Raw genomic sequence first — 15962 nt, 5'->3', positions numbered from 1 at the left:
CGCAAATAAAACGGAGACGCCCGCATGCCCATGATTGATGCCGACGGTTGCCTGATCAACGTCTCCGTCGAGGGCCGCGACGGGGGGCCGACGCTGATGCTCTCGAACTCGCTCGGCTGCACGCTGCAGATGTGGGAGCCGCAGATGAAGGCACTGACGCAGATATTCCGCGTCATCCGCTACGACCGCCGCGGCCACGGCAAGTCCAACGTTCCGCCCGGCCCCTACACCATGGAGCGCTTCGGCCGCGACGTGCTCGCCATCCTGGACGACCTCAATATCGAAAAAGTGCACTGGTGCGGCCTGTCGATGGGCGGCATGGTTGGGCAATGGCTCGGCGCGAACGCGCCGGAGCGCTTCGGCAAGCTCATCCTCGCCAACACCTCCTGCTACTACGCCGAGCCGACCAAATGGCTCGAGCGCATTGACGCGGTGAAGAAGGGCGGCATCGCCGCCGTCGCCGACGCCGTTATCGCCGGCTGGCTCACCCAGGATTTCCGCGAGCGCGCGCCCGACATCACCGCCAGGATGAAGGAGATGCTGCTGGCCTCGCCGCTCGAAGGCTATCTCGCCTGCTGCGAAGCGCTGTCGACGCTCGACCAGCGCGCGTTGCTGCCGAACATCAAGAACCCGACACTGGTGATCGCCGGCCGCCACGACATGGCGACGCCGATTTCGGCGGGTGAATTGATCCGCTCAAGCATTCCCGGCGCGAGCATGACCATCATTGACGCCGCCCACATTTCCAATGTCGAGCAGCCGCACGCATTCACCGACGCGGTCGTGGGCTTTTTGACGCAACGCTAGCCACAACCGTCGTTGGGAGCACAGCGATGCAACCAGAAATCCGTCTGCCGTGAGAGACTGGATTGCTTCGTCGCTTCGCTCCTCGCAATGACGAAGGAGGAAACAGCATGGACGACCAGAAACGCCGCGATGCCGGTATGAACGTGCGCCGAAAAGTGCTGGGCAATGCCTGGGTCGACAAGTCGATCGCGGGTCGCAATGCATTCAACACCGATTTCCAGGACATGATCACGCGCTACGCCTGGGGCGAGATCTGGACGCGGCCGCATTTCGACGAGCGCACGCGGCGGGTGCTGGTGATCGGCACCATGGTTGCGCTTGGGCAATGGGATGAATTCCGCCTGCATGTGCGCGCGGCCCTCGCTGAGGGTGGCTTCACGCCCAACGACATCAAGGAAATCCTGCTGCAGCAGGCGATCTATTGCGGCGTGCCGGCGGCGAACCACGCCGTCAAGGAAGCCTCAGCGATTGTGCAGGAGCTCGGCCTGCTCAAGACCTAGCGGCGGGGTGGCCTCGACGGGCTTCTGAACGATCTTGGGCGCCGCCGCGGGCCGCTCGATCACCACCACGATGGCGGCACCGAGCAAGAGCAGAAGTTCGGTGGCGTGCAGCCGCAGCGCGGCCATCTCGCCGACCTTCGAGGCCATGATCATGCTCGCAAACGAGATCAGGCTGCCGATCGCAAGCGCAATGCCGAGCGCTTCGTCGCTGCCGCCGTTCTTGCGGATACGGGGGATGCAGAGCAGCGCAAGGTAGATCGCAAAGAACGCCACCACCGTTAAGCGCCCCAGCGCCAGCAGCCAGGCGGCGCGCACCGTGTCCATCCCCGCCATCTGGAGATGGTCGCTGAGGAAAAGAGCGACTGCGACGCTCGGCCGCTCATAGAGGCCGTGCACCGGCGCCACCATGATGTTGAAGGCAACGAGGGTCCAGGTCGGGATGAAATAGGCCGCCAGAAGTGCGCCGTTGACCGAACCGATCCGCCAGTTTCCGAACATGCCGCTTCCCGCTTCGTTTGGCCGCGCCTTCGATGAAAGGCTCTGCCGGGAGCTAACTCGCATCAGACTGTGGCGGCAATTTAAACCCTTTGTTTACCTTAACTGCCTCCCGACAGGCATCCGATGGCGCTGACGGAGCCGGTTCCGCCCATTGCGGGGGAACCGGAGCGCCAAATGATCTCTGTAAAAGCCTTGATGCGGAGGCGAGGCCGGTTGCAGCCGCCAGTTCCCTCCTGTTACAAAACGAGAATGCTTAAGGGCTGCCGGGGCCCGAGAAGAAACCAGCACTCTCTCGAAGAGCTCCCTTTGAGCCGCGTCAGATTTGGGTACGGCAGCCTATGGATTATTTCGCCCAGCAGCTCATCAACGGTCTCGTGCTCGGCTCGATCTACGGGCTGATCGCGATCGGCTACACGATGGTCTACGGCATCGTCGGGATGATCAACTTCGCCCATGGCGATGTCTTCATGATCGGCGGCTTCATCGCCCTGATCACCTTCCTTCTGCTGGTCTCGACGGGCCTGACTGCGGTCCCGGTGATCCTTTTGATCGTGATCCTGGTCTCGATGGCGATCACCGCCCTGTATGGCTGGACCATCGAGCGCATCGCCTACCGTCCGCTGCGCCACTCCTTCCGCCTCGCGCCGATGCTGTCGGCGATCGGCATGTCGTTCGTGCTGACCAACTATTCGCAGGTGGCGCAAGGCGCGCGGGTGAAGCCAGTGCCGCCAGTGATCACCGGCGGCTATACGCTGCACGAGAGCGCCGATGGCTTCGTCATCCAGCTCTCCAATATCCAGATCGTGGTGGTCATCACCACCATCGTGCTGCTGGCGATCTTCACCTGGCTGGTGTCGCGCACACGGCTCGGGCGCGACATGCGCGCCTGCGAGCAGGACCAGACCATGGCGGCGCTGCTCGGCGTCAACGTCGACCGCACTATCTCCATGACCTTCGTGATCGGCGCTGCGCTCGCCGCAGTGGCCGGCCTGATGTACCTGCTCTATTACGGCCTGGTCGATTTCTTCATGGGCTTCGTCGCCGGCATCAAGGCGTTCACCGCGGCCGTACTCGGCGGCATCGGCTCGCTGCCCGGCGCCATGCTCGGGGGGCTCGCGATCGGGCTGATCGAGACGTTCTGGTCGGCCTATTTCTCGGTCGAATACAAGGATGTCGCCGCGTTCTCGATCCTGATCGTCGTGCTGATCTTCATGCCGACCGGCCTGCTCGGCCGCCCCGAAGTCGAAAAAGTCTGACGGTCGCGCGCGTGAAAGCTCCCTCGATCAATACGGCCAAAACCGCATCGGGCATCCCCGCTCTCCTGAAGACCGCCTGCGTCAACGCACTGATCGCGCTGGTGCTGTTCTCGCTGATGGTCGGCGTCCGCACCGAAGCCGGTTCCGACGGCCAGCTCACCTATTGGACGCGCTTCGGCGAGGTCGCCTCCCTCGTCGCCGCGGTATTCGGCGGCTCGATCGTGCTCGAGCTGCTCAAGCAATGGATCGGTCCGACCGGCGCCGAGAAGCTGGTGCCGCCGGCGGTGCAGAGCGGAATGTCGTTCCTCGGCCGCTATCTCGCACCGGCGCTTCTGATCTTCACCCTGCTGGTGCCTGTGATCTTCTATGACCAGCGCTACATCCTCGATCTCGCCATCCTCGTGCTCACCTATGTGATGCTGGGCTGGGGGTTGAATGTCGTAGTCGGGCTGGCTGGCCTGCTCGATCTCGGCTATGTCGCCTTCTATGCGGTCGGCGCCTATTCCTACGCGCTGCTTGCGACCAATTTCGGCTGGTCATTCTGGATCTGCCTGCCGCTAGCGGGCGTCCTCGCCGCATTCTGGGGCGTGCTGCTCGGTTTCCCCGTGCTGCGCCTGCGCGGCGACTACCTCGCGATCGTGACGCTCGCCTTCGGCGAGATCATTCGCCTCGTCATCATTAATTGGCAGGATCTGACCGGCGGCCCCAACGGCGTCTCCAGCATTCCCCGCCCCTCTTTCTTCGGCATCCCGCTCGACAACAGCGACAACGGGCTCGCCGCCAGACTCGGCATCGAATATTCTCCGACCCATCGCATCGTCTTCCTGTTCTACCTGATCCTGGCGCTCGCGCTGCTCACCAACTGGGTGACGATCCGGCTGCGCCGCCTGCCGATCGGCCGTGCCTGGGAAGCCCTGCGCGAGGACGAGGTCGCCTGCCGCGCGCTCGGCATCAACACCACCACGACGAAGCTCACGGCATTCGCGACCGGTGCGATGTTCGGCGGCTTTGCCGGCGCGTTCTTTGCGACCCGCCAGGGCTTCATCAGCCCGGAATCCTTCACCTTCCAGGAATCGGCGCTGGTGCTCGCCATCGTCGTGCTCGGCGGCATGGGCTCGCAGCTTGGCGTGGCGCTCGCAGCGCTCGCCATGATCGGTGGTTTCGAACTGTTCCGGAGCCTCGAGAGCTATCGCATGCTGGTGTTCGGCATGGCCATGGTGCTGATCATGATCTGGCGGCCGCGCGGCCTGATCGGCCATCGCGCGCCGACCGTGTACCTGACCAAGGCCCACGCGATCTCATCGGACCTCGTCAAGGAGGGGCACGGATGAGCCGCGACCAGATTCTCGAGGTCGACCGGCTCACCATGCGCTTCGGCGGCATCGTCGCGGTGCAGGACCTGTCGTTTGCTGCCGAGCGGAAGAAGATCACCGCGCTGATCGGACCCAACGGTGCCGGTAAGACGACGGTCTTCAACTGCATCACCGGCTTCTACAAGCCGAGCGGCGGCGCCATCCGCCTCGGCCATGACGACGGCAAGGTGATCGCGCTGGAACGGCTGAACGATTTCCGCATCGCCAAGCAGGCCAAGGTCGCCCGCACCTTCCAGAACATCCGCCTGTTTCCCGGCATGACCGCGCTGGAAAACCTGATGGTGGCGCAGCACAACGCGCTGATGCGCGCCTCCGGCTTCACCTTGCTCGGGCTCATTGGCGCGCCCGTCTACCGCGACGCCGAGAAGCGCGCGATCGATCTCGCCACCGACTGGCTCAAGCGCGTCAATTTGCTCGATCGCGCCGACGATGCTGCCGGTAATTTTGCCTATGGCGACCAGCGACGACTCGAGATCGCACGCGCGATGTGCACCGAGCCCGCGCTCTTGTGCCTGGACGAACCCGCCGCCGGCCTCAATGCGCGCGAGAGCGCCGCCCTGAGCGAGCTGCTGCTGTCGATCCGCAACGAGCTCGGCACCTCGATCCTGCTGATCGAGCACGACATGTCCGTGGTGATGGAGATCTCCGACCATATCGTGGTGATGGACCACGGTGTGAAGATCTCTGAAGGCTCCCCGCGCGAGGTTCGCGACAATCCGAAGGTGATCGCCGCCTATCTCGGCACCGATGAGGAAGAGGCGGCGGCCGTGATGGAGAGCGGGTCGTGACGTCGCCCACTGCCCTGCTCGCGATCCACGGCCTTCGCGCTGCCTACGGCAAGATCGAGGCGCTGAAGGGCGTTGACCTCGAGATCAATGCCGGCGAGATCGTGGCGCTGATCGGCGCCAACGGCGCCGGCAAATCGACGCTGATGATGACGATCTTCGGCAAGCCCCGCGCCCGCGCCGGCCAGATCCTGTACGAAGGCCGCGACATCACCGAAGTGCCCACCCACGAGATCGCGCATTTGCGCATCGCGCAATCGCCGGAAGGCCGCCGCATCTTCCCGCGCATGAGCGTGGCGGAAAATCTCCAGATGGGGGCGGACGCCACCGAATGCACCGACGCCGAACGCGAGGTGACGCTACAACGCGTGTTCACGCTGTTTCCGCGGCTGAAGGAACGCTACGGCCAGCGCGGGGGAACCCTGTCTGGCGGCGAGCAGCAGATGCTGGCCATCGGCCGCGCTTTGATGAGCCGCCCTCGCCTGCTCCTGCTTGATGAGCCCTCGCTCGGTCTGGCGCCGCTGATCGCGCGCCAGATTTTCGATGCGATCCGCACTCTGAACCGGCAGGACGGCCTGACCGTGCTGATCGTCGAGCAGAACGCCAACCACGCGCTCAAGCTCGCCCATCGCGGCTATGTCATGGTCAATGGCCTGATCACCCTGGCCGGGACCGGTGCCGAGTTGTTGCAGCGCCCCGAGATTCGCGCCGCCTACCTGGAAGGCGGCCGGCACGGCTGAGGCCGCCCAAGGCGAACCCGTGCGGCCGAATTTGGCGATATCTCTGCCAATGCCCGTATTTTGCCGGTGACTTCTCCTCGAATTCATTCAAGAATGGCGCCGGTTTGAACCGGGCATGCCCGGTAACTTCCACAGGCGACCACCCTCGAGGTATCTCATGAAATCACTGAAGCTCATCGGTCTGGCATTCGGCGCATCGATCGCGCTGTCGAGCGCGGCATTCGCGCAGGATGTCACCGTCGCAGTCGCAGGTCCGATGACCGGCGGCGAGTCCGCCTTCGGCCGCCAGATGAAGAACGGCGCCGAGATGGCCGTAGCCGATATCAACGCCGCCGGCGGCGTCAACGGCAAGAAGCTCGCGTTGTCCGTCGAGGACGACGCCTGCGATCCGAAACAGGCGCGCTCGATCGCCGAGAAGATCGCCGGCGCGAAAATTCCGTTCGTGGCCGGGCATTATTGCTCGTCCTCGTCGATCCCCGCGTCGGAAGCCTATGCCGACGGCAACGTGCTCCAGATTACTCCCGCCTCCACCAATCCGAAGTTCACCGATAGCGGACTGTGGAACGTGGCGCGCGTCTGCGGCCGCGACGACCAGCAGGGCCTGGTCGCCGCCCAGTTCATCGCCAAGAACTACAAGGGCAAGAACATCGCCATCCTCAACGACAAGACCACCTACGGCAAGGGTCTTGCGGACGAGACCAAGAAGGCGCTCAACAAGGCCGGCGTCACCGAGAAGATGTACGAGTCCTACAACAAGGGCGACAAGGACTTCAACGCGATCGTCTCGCGGCTGAAGCGCGACAACATCGATCTCGTCTATGTCGGGGGCTACCATCAAGAGAGCGGCCTTCTCCTGCGCCAGATGCGCGACCAGGGCCTGAAGACCGTGCTGATGGCCGGCGACGCACTCGCCGACAAGGAATACGCCTCCATCACCGGCCCGGCCGGCGAAGGCACGCTGTTCACCTTCGGCCCCGATCCGCGCAACAAGCCGACCGCGAAGAAGATCGTCGAAGCCTTCAAGGCCAAGAACATCGACCCCGAGGGCTACACGCTCTACACCTACGCAGCGATGCAGGTCTGGTCGGAGGCGGCCAAGAAGGCCGGCACCACCGACGCCAAGAAGGTCATGGCAGCCATCAAGGCCGGCAAGTGGGATACCGTGATCGGGCCGATCGAGTATGACTCCAAGGGCGATATCAAGCAGCTCGACTACGTCGTCTACAAATGGGACGCCAAGGGCGGCTACGCCGCGATCAGCGGCAACGGCACCTAAGCACGCTTGCCGGGGCCTGAAGGCCTCCTCCAATCATCATCGCGCCCCGGCTCGCCCGGGGCGTTTCTTCCTGCGTTAGGATCAGACTGCTGCTTGTATCGCGCCGTCCACCGCGGCTTGGGCCTTCCTCAGCGCTTGAAGAAGATCGTTCGGCCGAAACGGCTTTTGCAGGCAGACCACGCTGGCGAGGTGGGGCGATTGTTCCATGAAGTCCAGCGCCGTCATCCCCGACACGGCAACGACCGGGAGGCTCGGTGCAAGCTCGCGCAGGGTCGTGATGACCTCGACGCCACTGGTATCGCCGAGGAAAATGTCCACGATTGCCGCGTCGAAGCCGACCTCGGTGAAGGCTTTCACCCCGGCTGCGCCGCTGTCGGCCTCAACGACCTCATAACGGTTGACGCGCAGCACGATCGCGACCATCGCACGGACGTCCTTCTGGTCGTCGATGATGAGAACGCGGGGCATAGGGAACAACTCCCGGATCCTGAAATCAAAATGCCTGGTTCAAACCTGGAACCCGCAGCTGCGGGAGAGCATTATTGCACCATCCAGTAAAGCGCATCTTACCCGATCCCCGGTGCGCGTTCCCCCCAAAATTAAGTAAACTGTAACCTTCGGTTGAGTCGCAGTGGGTTTTGTCATGATGCGTGCCCAGAACCCGCTACCATGGGCAGAAATTGATTGGGCCAAATGAGATTGGCGAAGATGCTCAAAACCGATCTGCGCGAGCTGCACGTGTCTGCGACGACCGATCGAAGCACATTCCTTTCGACGTTGCCGGCTACCCCGAAGGACCGCACCGCAGCATTGGCGATCGTGGGCGTCTCGTCGATCCTGTTCGCAGTGGCCGTGCCCTTCGCGGGTATCTCGCTACTGCCCGTGCCAGCCTTCGTCGCCAGCTATCAATCCGCCCTTGTGGTCGCGGACATTGTCACCGCCGTCCTGCTGTTGTCGCAGTTTGCGGTGCTCAGGACCAGCGCGCTGCTCGTGCTCGCGACGGGCTATCTGTTCACAGCCGCCGCGGCCGTGGTCCATGCCCTCACCTTCCCCGGACTTTTTTCGCCGACCGGGCTGCTGGGGGCCAACCAGCAGACCACGGTCTGGCTCTACATGATCTGGCACGGCGGCTTTCCGCTCTGCGTGCTGGCCTACGCCTGGCTGAAGGAGGCCGACGGCGGCGCCCGGATCACGGGCTCGGCAAGCAAGGCGATCTACGCCAGCGTGGTCGGCGTCGTCACGATCATGATCGTCTTGACCTGGATCGTCACTGCGCAGCACGACCTGCTTCCGGTCCTGCTGCGCGATGGCGGCTACACGCAGATCATGATCGGCGTGGTGTCCTTTGTCTGGTCCTTGAGCTTCGCCGCGCTGGTCTCGCTGTGGTTCCGCCGTCCGCATTCGGTCATCGATGTCTGGCTCATGGTGGTGATGTGCGCATGGCTGTTCGACATCGCGCTGTCGGCGATCGTCAACGTGGCACGCTTCGATCTCGGCTTCTACGCCGGTCGTGTCTACGGCCTCTGCGCGGCGACCTTCGTGCTCGCGGTGCTCCTGATCGAAAATGTCCGCCTCCAGGCGCATACGCTGGGTCTCGTCGGCAGGCTGCGCCAGCAGTCGGCATTGGATCGCGACTATTATGGCAAGCGCCTTGCCCTGTACGGCGCCGTCGTCGAATCCGCCAATGATGCCATCATCACGAAGACGCTCGACGGTGTCATCACGGGCTGGAACAAGGCCGCCGAACATCTGTTCGGCTATGCCGCCGCGGAGGCCATCGGGCAGCCGATCGACATCATCGTCCCGGAGGACCGCAAGGCCGAGGTCAGGGGTATCCTGAACCGGGTCGGCGGCAACGAAACGATCGCACAGCACGAGACGGTCCGGATCCGAAAAGACGGCCGGCGGGTCGACGTCGTCCTCAATGTTTCTCCGCTGAAATCAGCCAACGGACAGATCATCGGCGCTTCCAAGATCGCCCACGACATCACGGAAGAGAAGCAGGCACGAGAAAAACTGCGCCGCGAGGTCGAGGAGCGGCAGCGGATCTTCGAGACCTCACAGGACCTGATCCTGGTCACCGACGGTTTTGGCAATTTCATCCAGGTCAGCCCGAGCGTGAAGACCATTCTCGGCTTGAATCCGGAAGACATGATCGGGCACAGCGCCACCGAGTTCATTCATCCCGATGACCTCCAGAAGACGCGCGACGAGATGCGCGCGGCGCGGCGTGGCGCGGTCAAGCGCAGCTTCGAGGCGCGCTACTACCACTACGACGGTCACGAGGTCACGCTGAACTGGATGGGCACCTGGTCCGAGCCGGTCAAGCGCCATTTCTTCATCGGCCGCGACCTCACCGAGAAGCAGGCGGCCGAGGCGCAGTTCAGGCACGTCCAGAAGATGGATTCGATTGGTCAATTGACCGGCGGTGTCGCGCACGACTTCAACAATGTGCTGACCGTCATCACCGGCACGATCGGAATTTTGGCGGACGCGGTCGCTGACCGTCCCGAGCTCGCCGCCATCACCAAGCTGATCGACGACGCCGCCGAGCGCGGCGCGCAACTGACCAAGCATCTGCTCGCGTTCGCCCGCAAGCAGCCGCTCCAACCGCGCGAAATCGACGTCAACGCATTGACGCTCGAGGCCGCAAAGCTCCTGCATCCCACGCTCGGCGAGCAGATCACCATCATGCCGCAACTCACCGAGGATGCGTGGCCGGCACTGATCGACCCGGGTCAGCTTTCCACCGCGATCCTCAACCTCGCGCTGAACGCGCGCGATGCGATGCCCGACGGCGGAACGCTGGTGCTGGAGACGCGCAACATCTTCCTCGACGACGGCTATGCCAGCATGAATCCCGACGTGGTGGCCGGCAATTACGTCATGATCGCCGTCAGCGACACCGGCTCCGGAATCCCGCCGGAGTTGATGGACCGGGTGTTCGATCCCTTCTTCACCACGAAGGAGGTCGGCAAGGGCACCGGCCTCGGGCTCAGCATGGTGTTCGGCTTCGTCAAGCAGTCCGGCGGACACATCAAGATCTACAGCGAGGAAGGCCACGGCACGAGCGTGAAGATTTACCTGCCGCGCTCGAGCGGCGTGCAGGAGACCGAATTCGAGGCGCTGCAGAACGCGCCGGTCACCGGCGGCCACGAAAAGATCCTGATCGTCGAGGACGACGCGCTGGTGCGCCAATATGTCGTGACCCAGATCAAGAGCCTCGGCTATACCGCCCTCGAAGCCGCCAACGCGGCCGAGGCCCTCGTCATCATCGACGCCGACAAGGACATCGACCTGCTATTCACGGACGTCATCATGCCCGGCAACATGAACGGCCGCCAGCTCGCCGACGAGGCGGCTCGCCGCCGCCCCGACCTGAAGACGCTGTTCACCTCGGGCTACACCGAGAACGCCATCGTCCATCACGGGCGGCTCGATTCCGGCGTGCTGCTGCTGGCAAAGCCCTACCGTAAGTCCGAGCTCGCCAAGATGCTGAGGACCGCGCTCGCGGGTTGAGCCTGCGGCATCCCTGCGATATCGCTGAAGCGAGCGCCTTTCAGCCTGCGGAGCCGCCTTGAAAAACCTTCTCACCGATATCGCCGGCGTCCGCGTCGGCCATGCCGAGGATGCGAAAATCGCCACTGGCACGACCGCGATCATCTTCGACGCCCCCGCGGTTGCGGCCATCGATGTTCGCGGCGGCGGACCCGGCACGCGCGAAGACGCGTTGCTCGACCTCGCCAGCACCGTCGATCGCGTTGACGCCATCGCGCTGTCCGGCGGCTCCGCCTTTGGAATCGACGCCGGCGGCGGCATCCAGGCCTGGCTCGCCGAACAAGGCCGCGGCTTGCGGATTCGCGAGGCGGTGATTCCGATCGTGCCTGGCGCAATCGTTTTCGACTTGCTCAACGGCGGCGACAAGGCCTGGGGACGCTTCGCGCCCTATCGCGACCTCGGCTACGCCGCAGCGTTGGCCGCCAGCGACGATTTCGCACTGGGCAGCGTCGGCGCCGGCCTCGGTGCCACCACCGCGACCTTCAAGGGTGGACTGGGGTCGGCCTCCGCGGTCCTGGCCAATGGTATCAAGGTCGCCGCGATCATGGTCGTCAACGCGGTCGGCAGCACAACCGTTGGCGAAGGGCCTTGGTTCTGGGCTGCGCCCTTCGAGGAGAACGGCGAGTTCGGCGGGCGCGGCCTGCCGTCCACGTTCACACCGGACATGCTGGCGATGCGCATCAAGGGCGGACCCGCCGCGAACGCGCGCGAGAACACCACGATCGGCGTCGTTGTCACCGATGCCACGCTGACCAAACCCCAGGCCAAGCGGCTTGCGATGATCGCGCATACCGGGTTCGCCCGTGCGATCTATCCGGTGCATGCCCCGACCGACGGCGACGTGCTGTTCGCCGCCGCAACGGGCGAGAAGCCGATCGAGCCGCTGGTCGGCCTTACCGAGCTCGGAACGATCGCCGCCAACGTGGTCGCACGCGCCATCGCTCGCGGCGTCTACAATGCGACGGCCCTGTCCTTTGCCGGCGCAATGCCGGCGTGGAAGGACCGGTTCGGATAGAAACGAAACGGCTGACACGGCGTTACCCTGGCCGACAAGGTGCACAACCATGCCGTCTTCCGTGATCCGCTTTTTCCGCTACGCCCCCGATAGGCGCGAGCTGACGGTGACTTTCGTCAGCGGACGCGTCTATGTCTACGCGGACGTTCCGCCCGAGGTCGCCGCCGCGTTCAAGAATGTGCGCTCAAAGGGTACGTTCTTCAACCGCGAAATCCGTGATCGGTATGTCTATCGTGACATCACGCACGAATATGCAGGCTAGCCGTGAGCAAGGTTACACGCTCATCGACATCGATGAACCGACAGCCGCTGAGGCGCCTTGTACCTGCCCGCCCTGCCGCTGCATCAACTGCGCGAACAGATCGTACGCCGAATTACGGGAGCTGGGGGCGCCCGGGACCGTCGTCGACATCTTGAAGCCGTCGGCATAGGTGACGGTGGTGGTGGTCGAACCGTCGGCGCCGGTCGTCGAGGTCGAGGTCGAGCCGCCGCTGGATCGCGAGGAGGAATCCGAACCGCTGCCGGAGGCATCGCCCGCACCTTGCGCGTGATGGTGGCCGCGATGGCCGCTCTTCAGCGCCTTCGACATCTCATCGAGGCTGACGCTGCCGTCGGTATTCGAATCCAGTTTCGAGAAAACGTCGTCGGCCTGCGCGAGATTGGTGCCGCCGGCGCCGAGCGCATTCTCGAATTCCGACTTGGTGATCTTGCCGTCGCCGTCCCCATCGATCTGCGAGAACAGATCCTTCAAGGCGGCGTCGCGGCGCGTCGAGGAGGAGGACGTCGAACTCGACGAGGTCGAGCTGGCGGCGCTGCCGGTGCTGTCCGAGGATTGGCTCTGCGCAGCGAACAGCGCGTTCATCGTCTCCGGCGAGATCTGCGGGGTCTTGCCCGCATTGACCGACGAGGCCGCGCCGGTCGTGCTGTTGCTGCCGCTCTCGATCGCGAACGGATTGGTCGCGGGCTTTTGCGAGGATCCCGTCTTCTGCGTCGACGAGGACGATTTCGAATTCGTCAGCGACTGGATCGCGTCGAGTGCGCTCGATACGGCCCCAAGAGCAAACAACATTGCACAACTCCAACCGATGCGGCATGCCGCGGCCAATGTTCTGTTCAGGTGAAGTCAGCAAGCGCCGTGCCAGCGCAAAAAGCTCAATGAAATCCGCTTTCACCGCACTTTGCACGGCCCGGAACACCGGCAATTCATGCCGGTCGCGGCAGAAATTTCCGCCCACAGGAAGCACGCCGCCCCTGCATTGCCCGGCTGAGAGGCCCATGTTAGGCGAGTCCATCTTCCACGGCCGCCACGGGAAACCGCCATGACCCAAGCCTTCGCTCCCCGCCCCCTGGCAATCGCGCCCTCGATCCTGGCCTCGGATTTCTCCAGGCTCGGCGAGGAGGTGCGCGCCGTGGACGCCGCTGGAGCCGACTGGATCCATCTCGACGTCATGGACGGGCACTTCGTTCCCAACATCTCGTATGGCCCCGACGTCATTAAGGCGATGCGCCCGCACACCAAGAAGATCTTCGACGCGCATCTGATGATCTCGCCCTGTGACCCCTATCTCGAGGCCTTCGCGAAAGCCGGCTGCGACCACATCACCGTGCATGCCGAGGCCGGTCCCCATCTGCACCGCTCGCTTCAGGCGATCCGCGCACTCGGCAAGAAGGCCGGCGTTTCGCTCAATCCGGGCACGCCGATCAGTGCCCTCGAATACGTCCTGGACCTGGTCGACCTCGTGCTGGTGATGTCGGTCAATCCCGGCTTCGGCGGCCAGGCCTTCATCCCCTCCGCGATCGGCAAGATCCGCGACATCCGCGCCATGACAGCGGGCCGGCCGATCGATATCGAGGTCGATGGCGGCGTCGGGCCCGACGTCGCAGGTCCCCTGGCTGCGGCCGGGGCCAACGCCTTCGTCGCCGGCACGTCCGTGTTCAGGGGCGGCACGCAGGACGCCTATAAGACCAACATCGCCGCAATCCGCAACGCCGCCGCGGGTGCACGCGGCGAGGCGATCTGAGGGCCCGCTCGACTCCGCAGACGTGCGGCCTCTACGGGTGTTGCGGCGCGTGATGCCTAAATTTGCAACTTGATCCGTACTCCTCCGGGCTTCCCTGATTCGCGCAAATCACCGCAAGTGATTCTTGCCTGTTTTCGCGGGAGCACATCATGACGACGACCCTGGTCTGGACTGGCGTGGCGTTGTGGCTTGGTTTTTGTGCGTTTGTTGTGTTTGGTCCATCGGCCGGACCGGTGAAGGTCTCGGTACGCTCGGCCCGCATCGCTCGTCGCGACTGGTATCGGGCCTGACCCCATGCATATCGCGCTCGTGAAACGTCAGCCGAAGCGCCGGTGCCGCATCCCGCGGCGCCCACATCCTGACCTCGATTTTTTCTTCGGTCGGCTCGAACGCACCGAAGGCGAGATGCGCGACGACACCGGGCCCGAGATGGACCTGGATCACCCGCTCCGGTCACCGCGCCGGCATTGAATTCTTTTCTGGACCAAGCTCATGAAGCCGCATTGCCCGAACTGCCTCAAGGAAATGACCAAGGCATCCGCGTCGCGTAACCTGTTCAACTGCGAGCCGTGCCGCGAGATCATCCAGTTCTTCGGCGGCAGCGCGGATCACTGCGAGCCCGGCCCGCAATTCTCCTGGCCGATCCGTCGCAAGCGCTCCGTCCACACCGCTCACGCGGCCTGAGCCTCCAGGATCCAGAGCGCGGCCCTATCCGGCCTCCTCGCCCGCATCCGCAGCCATTCGCGGCGGCCGTACCACAGTGACGGTGCAGGCCGCTTCCGAGGCCACCTTGGCCGAGACGCTGCCGAGCAGCGTGCGCCTGAACGAGCCCTGCCGCGCGCCGATGATGACGTGGTCGACGTGGTTGACCTCGCAAAACTCCAGGATGGCCGCCGCGGGATCGACGGCTTCCAGCACGTGAGCCGAGAGCCGGCTCTCATCGAGCTTGAGCGGCGTGGCCCAGTGTCTGAGCGCCACCAACCGGTCGATATGCTTGTTGGAGCCCTGCTCATCCAGCGTCCTGTCAATCGCGATGCGGTTGAGCCTCAGCACGTTGAGACAGGCGAGCCGCGCCGACGGCAGCGTGGCGAGAATACGCTCGGTGGTGACGCGCAACGCTTCGTTCAGCTCGGGGGCGCCTTCCACCGTGTCGAGCGCGACCGCGAGGATCGGGCTTGATGCGATCTGGGCTGCGACATCCGATTTCGCGCGCGGCTGCATGACGCCCTGGTTGAAGCGGCGCCGCCAAGCGACGCTTAACGGGTCGCGCTTCATCCGCTCCGAGCGTGTGGTGAGCCTGATCTGGTCCGGATGGGTCAGATCGAAGGCGAGCTGCGACGCCGTCGGATAGCGCCGCACCGGTTCGATCTCGAGGCACCGCAGCACCACCTCCTGGAGCCAGGGCGGATAATCAGCGCGCAAGCCGCGCGGCGGGTGCGGATCGCGCCAAAGCCGGCGCCGCATCGCACGCAGTGTCTCGCCCTCGCCGAACGGCCGCTCGCCGGTCGTGAAGAAATAGAGCAGCACGCCCAGCGAGAACAGATCGCTGCGCGGATCGTCGCGCACCCCTGACAACCGTTCTGGCGCCATATAGGGCGCGGTGCCGTAAGGCAGGCGGAATTCCTCCTGCAACAGGTCCGGCAGATGGTTGTGATGCGACAGGCCATAGTCGATCAACACCGCCTCGCCGCTCTCGCGGAACATGATGCTGCTCGGCTTGATGTCGTGATGGATCACGTTCTGCCGGTGCAAATCAGCAAGCCCCGTTGCGATCCTGGCGACGAGCTGCCGCGCCTCGTCATACGGCAGCGGCAGGTCGGGCAACCGCTTGTAGAGCGTGGTCCCGGAGATGCGCTCGATCACGACATAGGCCTGGTGGGCGAAATCGCCGGTGCCGAAACAGGAGGGCACGTGCGGACCCGCAAGCCGCGGCAGGATCATCATCTCCATCTCGAAGGAGACGATCGCCGCGGGGTCCTCGCCCTCCGACACCCGCGGAATTTTCATCAGCAGCGGCACGTCGAGGCCGGGACGGGTGACGGTCCACAGCGTCGCCATTCCGCCGGCATGGACGCATTCGCCAATCGTGTAGCCGTCGATCTCTGCGCCCGATTTGACGAGGGGTTTCGGCAT

The 15962-nt window shown here is 64.2% G+C and carries 18 protein-coding genes; 14 read left to right on the top strand and 4 right to left on the bottom strand.

The genetic code is table 11. The annotated features are described in order from the left end of the window. Positions 1–24: 24 nt before the first annotated feature. Both pcaD and IVB36_RS18475 read left to right on the top strand, forming a co-directional pair. Positions 25–807, top strand: coding sequence for a 3-oxoadipate enol-lactonase (pcaD, locus tag IVB36_RS18480; protein ID WP_018455580.1), 783 nt, complete (start codon positions 25–27; stop codon positions 805–807). 107 nt (positions 808–914) lie between these two features. Beyond that, the gene (locus IVB36_RS18475) at positions 915–1307 is read left to right on the top strand and encodes a carboxymuconolactone decarboxylase family protein (RefSeq protein WP_085351059.1); all 393 of its coding nucleotides are present in this window, start codon (positions 915–917) and stop codon (positions 1305–1307) included. Here IVB36_RS18475 and IVB36_RS18470 read toward each other — a convergent pair. Next, positions 1269–1805 (bottom strand): hypothetical protein, encoded by a 537-nt coding sequence (locus IVB36_RS18470; protein WP_018455578.1) that lies wholly within the window; start codon positions 1803–1805, stop codon positions 1269–1271. The two genes, IVB36_RS18475 and IVB36_RS18470, sit on opposite strands and share 39 nt — an antisense overlap. Before the next feature lie 338 nt (positions 1806–2143). Here IVB36_RS18470 and IVB36_RS18465 point away from each other — a divergent pair, with 338 nt between their 5' ends. The 5 genes from IVB36_RS18465 (at position 2144) to IVB36_RS18445 (ending at position 7235) form a co-directional block, all read left to right on the top strand. After that, the gene (locus IVB36_RS18465) at positions 2144–3061 is read left to right on the top strand and encodes a branched-chain amino acid ABC transporter permease (RefSeq protein ID WP_018455577.1); all 918 of its coding nucleotides are present in this window, start codon (positions 2144–2146) and stop codon (positions 3059–3061) included. 11 nt (positions 3062–3072) lie between these two features. Next, positions 3073–4392: a high-affinity branched-chain amino acid ABC transporter permease LivM gene (gene livM, locus IVB36_RS18460; RefSeq protein WP_018455576.1), complete on the top strand. Its 1320-nt coding sequence runs from the start codon at positions 3073–3075 to the stop codon at positions 4390–4392. Beyond that, the gene (locus IVB36_RS18455) at positions 4389–5222 is read left to right on the top strand and encodes an ATP-binding cassette domain-containing protein (protein ID WP_247392680.1); all 834 of its coding nucleotides are present in this window, start codon (positions 4389–4391) and stop codon (positions 5220–5222) included. The genes livM and IVB36_RS18455 overlap by 4 nt, the downstream gene beginning before the upstream one ends. Next, complete coding sequence (locus tag IVB36_RS18450) at positions 5219–5959, top strand: ABC transporter ATP-binding protein (RefSeq protein WP_018455574.1); 741 nt, start codon at positions 5219–5221, stop codon at positions 5957–5959. Before IVB36_RS18455 ends, IVB36_RS18450 begins: the two co-directional genes overlap by 4 nt. A 157-nt stretch (positions 5960–6116) precedes the next feature. Next, complete coding sequence (locus tag IVB36_RS18445; protein ID WP_018455573.1) at positions 6117–7235, top strand: branched-chain amino acid ABC transporter substrate-binding protein; 1119 nt, start codon at positions 6117–6119, stop codon at positions 7233–7235. An 81-nt stretch (positions 7236–7316) separates the two neighbouring features. Here the strand turns inward: IVB36_RS18445 and IVB36_RS18440 are convergent, their stop codons facing one another. Further along, positions 7317–7703: a response regulator gene (locus tag IVB36_RS18440; RefSeq protein WP_018455572.1), complete on the bottom strand. Its 387-nt coding sequence runs from the start codon at positions 7701–7703 to the stop codon at positions 7317–7319. Between the two features lie 240 nt (positions 7704–7943). Between IVB36_RS18440 and IVB36_RS18435 the strand changes: the two genes are divergently transcribed. The 3 genes from IVB36_RS18435 to IVB36_RS18425 are packed head-to-tail and all read left to right on the top strand — an operon-like array spanning position 7944 to position 12070. Then, on the top strand, positions 7944–10754 hold the full coding sequence (locus IVB36_RS18435) for a PAS domain S-box protein (RefSeq protein WP_085385070.1): 2811 nt from the start codon (positions 7944–7946) through the stop codon (positions 10752–10754). 58 nt (positions 10755–10812) lie between these two features. After that, positions 10813–11808, top strand: coding sequence for a P1 family peptidase (locus IVB36_RS18430; protein WP_085361688.1), 996 nt, complete (start codon positions 10813–10815; stop codon positions 11806–11808). Between the two features lie 49 nt (positions 11809–11857). Further along, on the top strand, positions 11858–12070 hold the full coding sequence (locus IVB36_RS18425; RefSeq protein ID WP_085361687.1) for a KTSC domain-containing protein: 213 nt from the start codon (positions 11858–11860) through the stop codon (positions 12068–12070). 12 nt (positions 12071–12082) lie between these two features. Here the strand turns inward: IVB36_RS18425 and IVB36_RS18420 are convergent, their stop codons facing one another. Beyond that, positions 12083–12877 carry an EF-hand domain-containing protein gene (locus tag IVB36_RS18420; protein WP_247392679.1) on the bottom strand — a complete coding sequence of 265 codons (795 nt, stop codon included), beginning with the start codon at positions 12875–12877 and terminating at the stop codon, positions 12083–12085. 250 nt (positions 12878–13127) lie between these two features. Here IVB36_RS18420 and rpe point away from each other — a divergent pair, with 250 nt between their 5' ends. The 4 genes from rpe to IVB36_RS18400 all read left to right on the top strand — a co-directional run bounded on the left by rpe (position 13128) and on the right by IVB36_RS18400 (position 14513). Next, positions 13128–13829 (top strand): ribulose-phosphate 3-epimerase, encoded by a 702-nt coding sequence (rpe, locus tag IVB36_RS18415; protein ID WP_018455567.1) that lies wholly within the window; start codon positions 13128–13130, stop codon positions 13827–13829. Positions 13830–13978: 149 nt separating this feature from the next. Then, complete coding sequence (locus tag IVB36_RS18410; protein ID WP_162847284.1) at positions 13979–14119, top strand: hypothetical protein; 141 nt, start codon at positions 13979–13981, stop codon at positions 14117–14119. 4 nt (positions 14120–14123) lie between these two features. Then, positions 14124–14300, top strand: a complete 177-nt coding sequence (locus IVB36_RS18405; RefSeq protein WP_247392678.1) for a hypothetical protein — start codon at positions 14124–14126, stop codon at positions 14298–14300. Between the two features lie 21 nt (positions 14301–14321). Beyond that, positions 14322–14513, top strand: coding sequence for a hypothetical protein (locus IVB36_RS18400; protein WP_085351052.1), 192 nt, complete (start codon positions 14322–14324; stop codon positions 14511–14513). Between the two features lie 24 nt (positions 14514–14537). Here IVB36_RS18400 and IVB36_RS18395 read toward each other — a convergent pair whose 3' ends face one another. After that, positions 14538–15962, bottom strand: a complete 1425-nt coding sequence (locus IVB36_RS18395; protein WP_018455564.1) for a bifunctional serine/threonine-protein kinase/universal stress protein — start codon at positions 15960–15962, stop codon at positions 14538–14540.

Origin of the sequence: Bradyrhizobium sp. 35, assembly GCF_023073215.1 — a bacterium.
In the GTDB taxonomy this organism is placed as follows: domain Bacteria; phylum Pseudomonadota; class Alphaproteobacteria; order Rhizobiales; family Xanthobacteraceae; genus Bradyrhizobium; species Bradyrhizobium canariense_D.
The sequence above is the reverse complement of the archived record's forward strand: the minus strand, read 5'-3'. Positions and strand labels throughout refer to the sequence as shown.

Excerpts from the sequence above, each read along its gene's own strand:
- pcaD (WP_018455580.1), top strand. The coding sequence starts at position 25 with ATGCCCATGATTGATGCCGACGGTTGCCTGATCAACGTCTCCGTCGAG.
- IVB36_RS18475 (WP_085351059.1), top strand. The coding sequence starts at position 915 with ATGGACGACCAGAAACGCCGCGATGCCGGTATGAACGTGCGCCGAAAA.
- IVB36_RS18470 (WP_018455578.1), bottom strand. The coding sequence starts at position 1,805 with ATGTTCGGAAACTGGCGGATCGGTTCGGTCAACGGCGCACTTCTGGCG.
- IVB36_RS18465 (WP_018455577.1), top strand. The coding sequence starts at position 2,144 with ATGGATTATTTCGCCCAGCAGCTCATCAACGGTCTCGTGCTCGGCTCG.
- IVB36_RS18455 (WP_247392680.1), top strand. The coding sequence starts at position 4,389 with ATGAGCCGCGACCAGATTCTCGAGGTCGACCGGCTCACCATGCGCTTC.
- IVB36_RS18445 (WP_018455573.1), top strand. The coding sequence starts at position 6,117 with ATGAAATCACTGAAGCTCATCGGTCTGGCATTCGGCGCATCGATCGCG.
- IVB36_RS18440 (WP_018455572.1), bottom strand. The coding sequence starts at position 7,703 with ATGCCCCGCGTTCTCATCATCGACGACCAGAAGGACGTCCGTGCGATG.
- IVB36_RS18435 (WP_085385070.1), top strand. The coding sequence starts at position 7,944 with ATGCTCAAAACCGATCTGCGCGAGCTGCACGTGTCTGCGACGACCGAT.
- IVB36_RS18425 (WP_085361687.1), top strand. The coding sequence starts at position 11,858 with ATGCCGTCTTCCGTGATCCGCTTTTTCCGCTACGCCCCCGATAGGCGC.
- IVB36_RS18420 (WP_247392679.1), bottom strand. The coding sequence starts at position 12,877 with ATGTTGTTTGCTCTTGGGGCCGTATCGAGCGCACTCGACGCGATCCAG.
- rpe (WP_018455567.1), top strand. The coding sequence starts at position 13,128 with ATGACCCAAGCCTTCGCTCCCCGCCCCCTGGCAATCGCGCCCTCGATC.
- IVB36_RS18410 (WP_162847284.1), top strand. The coding sequence starts at position 13,979 with ATGACGACGACCCTGGTCTGGACTGGCGTGGCGTTGTGGCTTGGTTTT.
- IVB36_RS18405 (WP_247392678.1), top strand. The coding sequence starts at position 14,124 with ATGCATATCGCGCTCGTGAAACGTCAGCCGAAGCGCCGGTGCCGCATC.
- IVB36_RS18400 (WP_085351052.1), top strand. The coding sequence starts at position 14,322 with ATGAAGCCGCATTGCCCGAACTGCCTCAAGGAAATGACCAAGGCATCC.
- IVB36_RS18395 (WP_018455564.1), bottom strand. The coding sequence starts at position 15,962 with ATGCCGAAACCCCTCGTCAAATCGGGCGCAGAGATCGACGGCTACACG.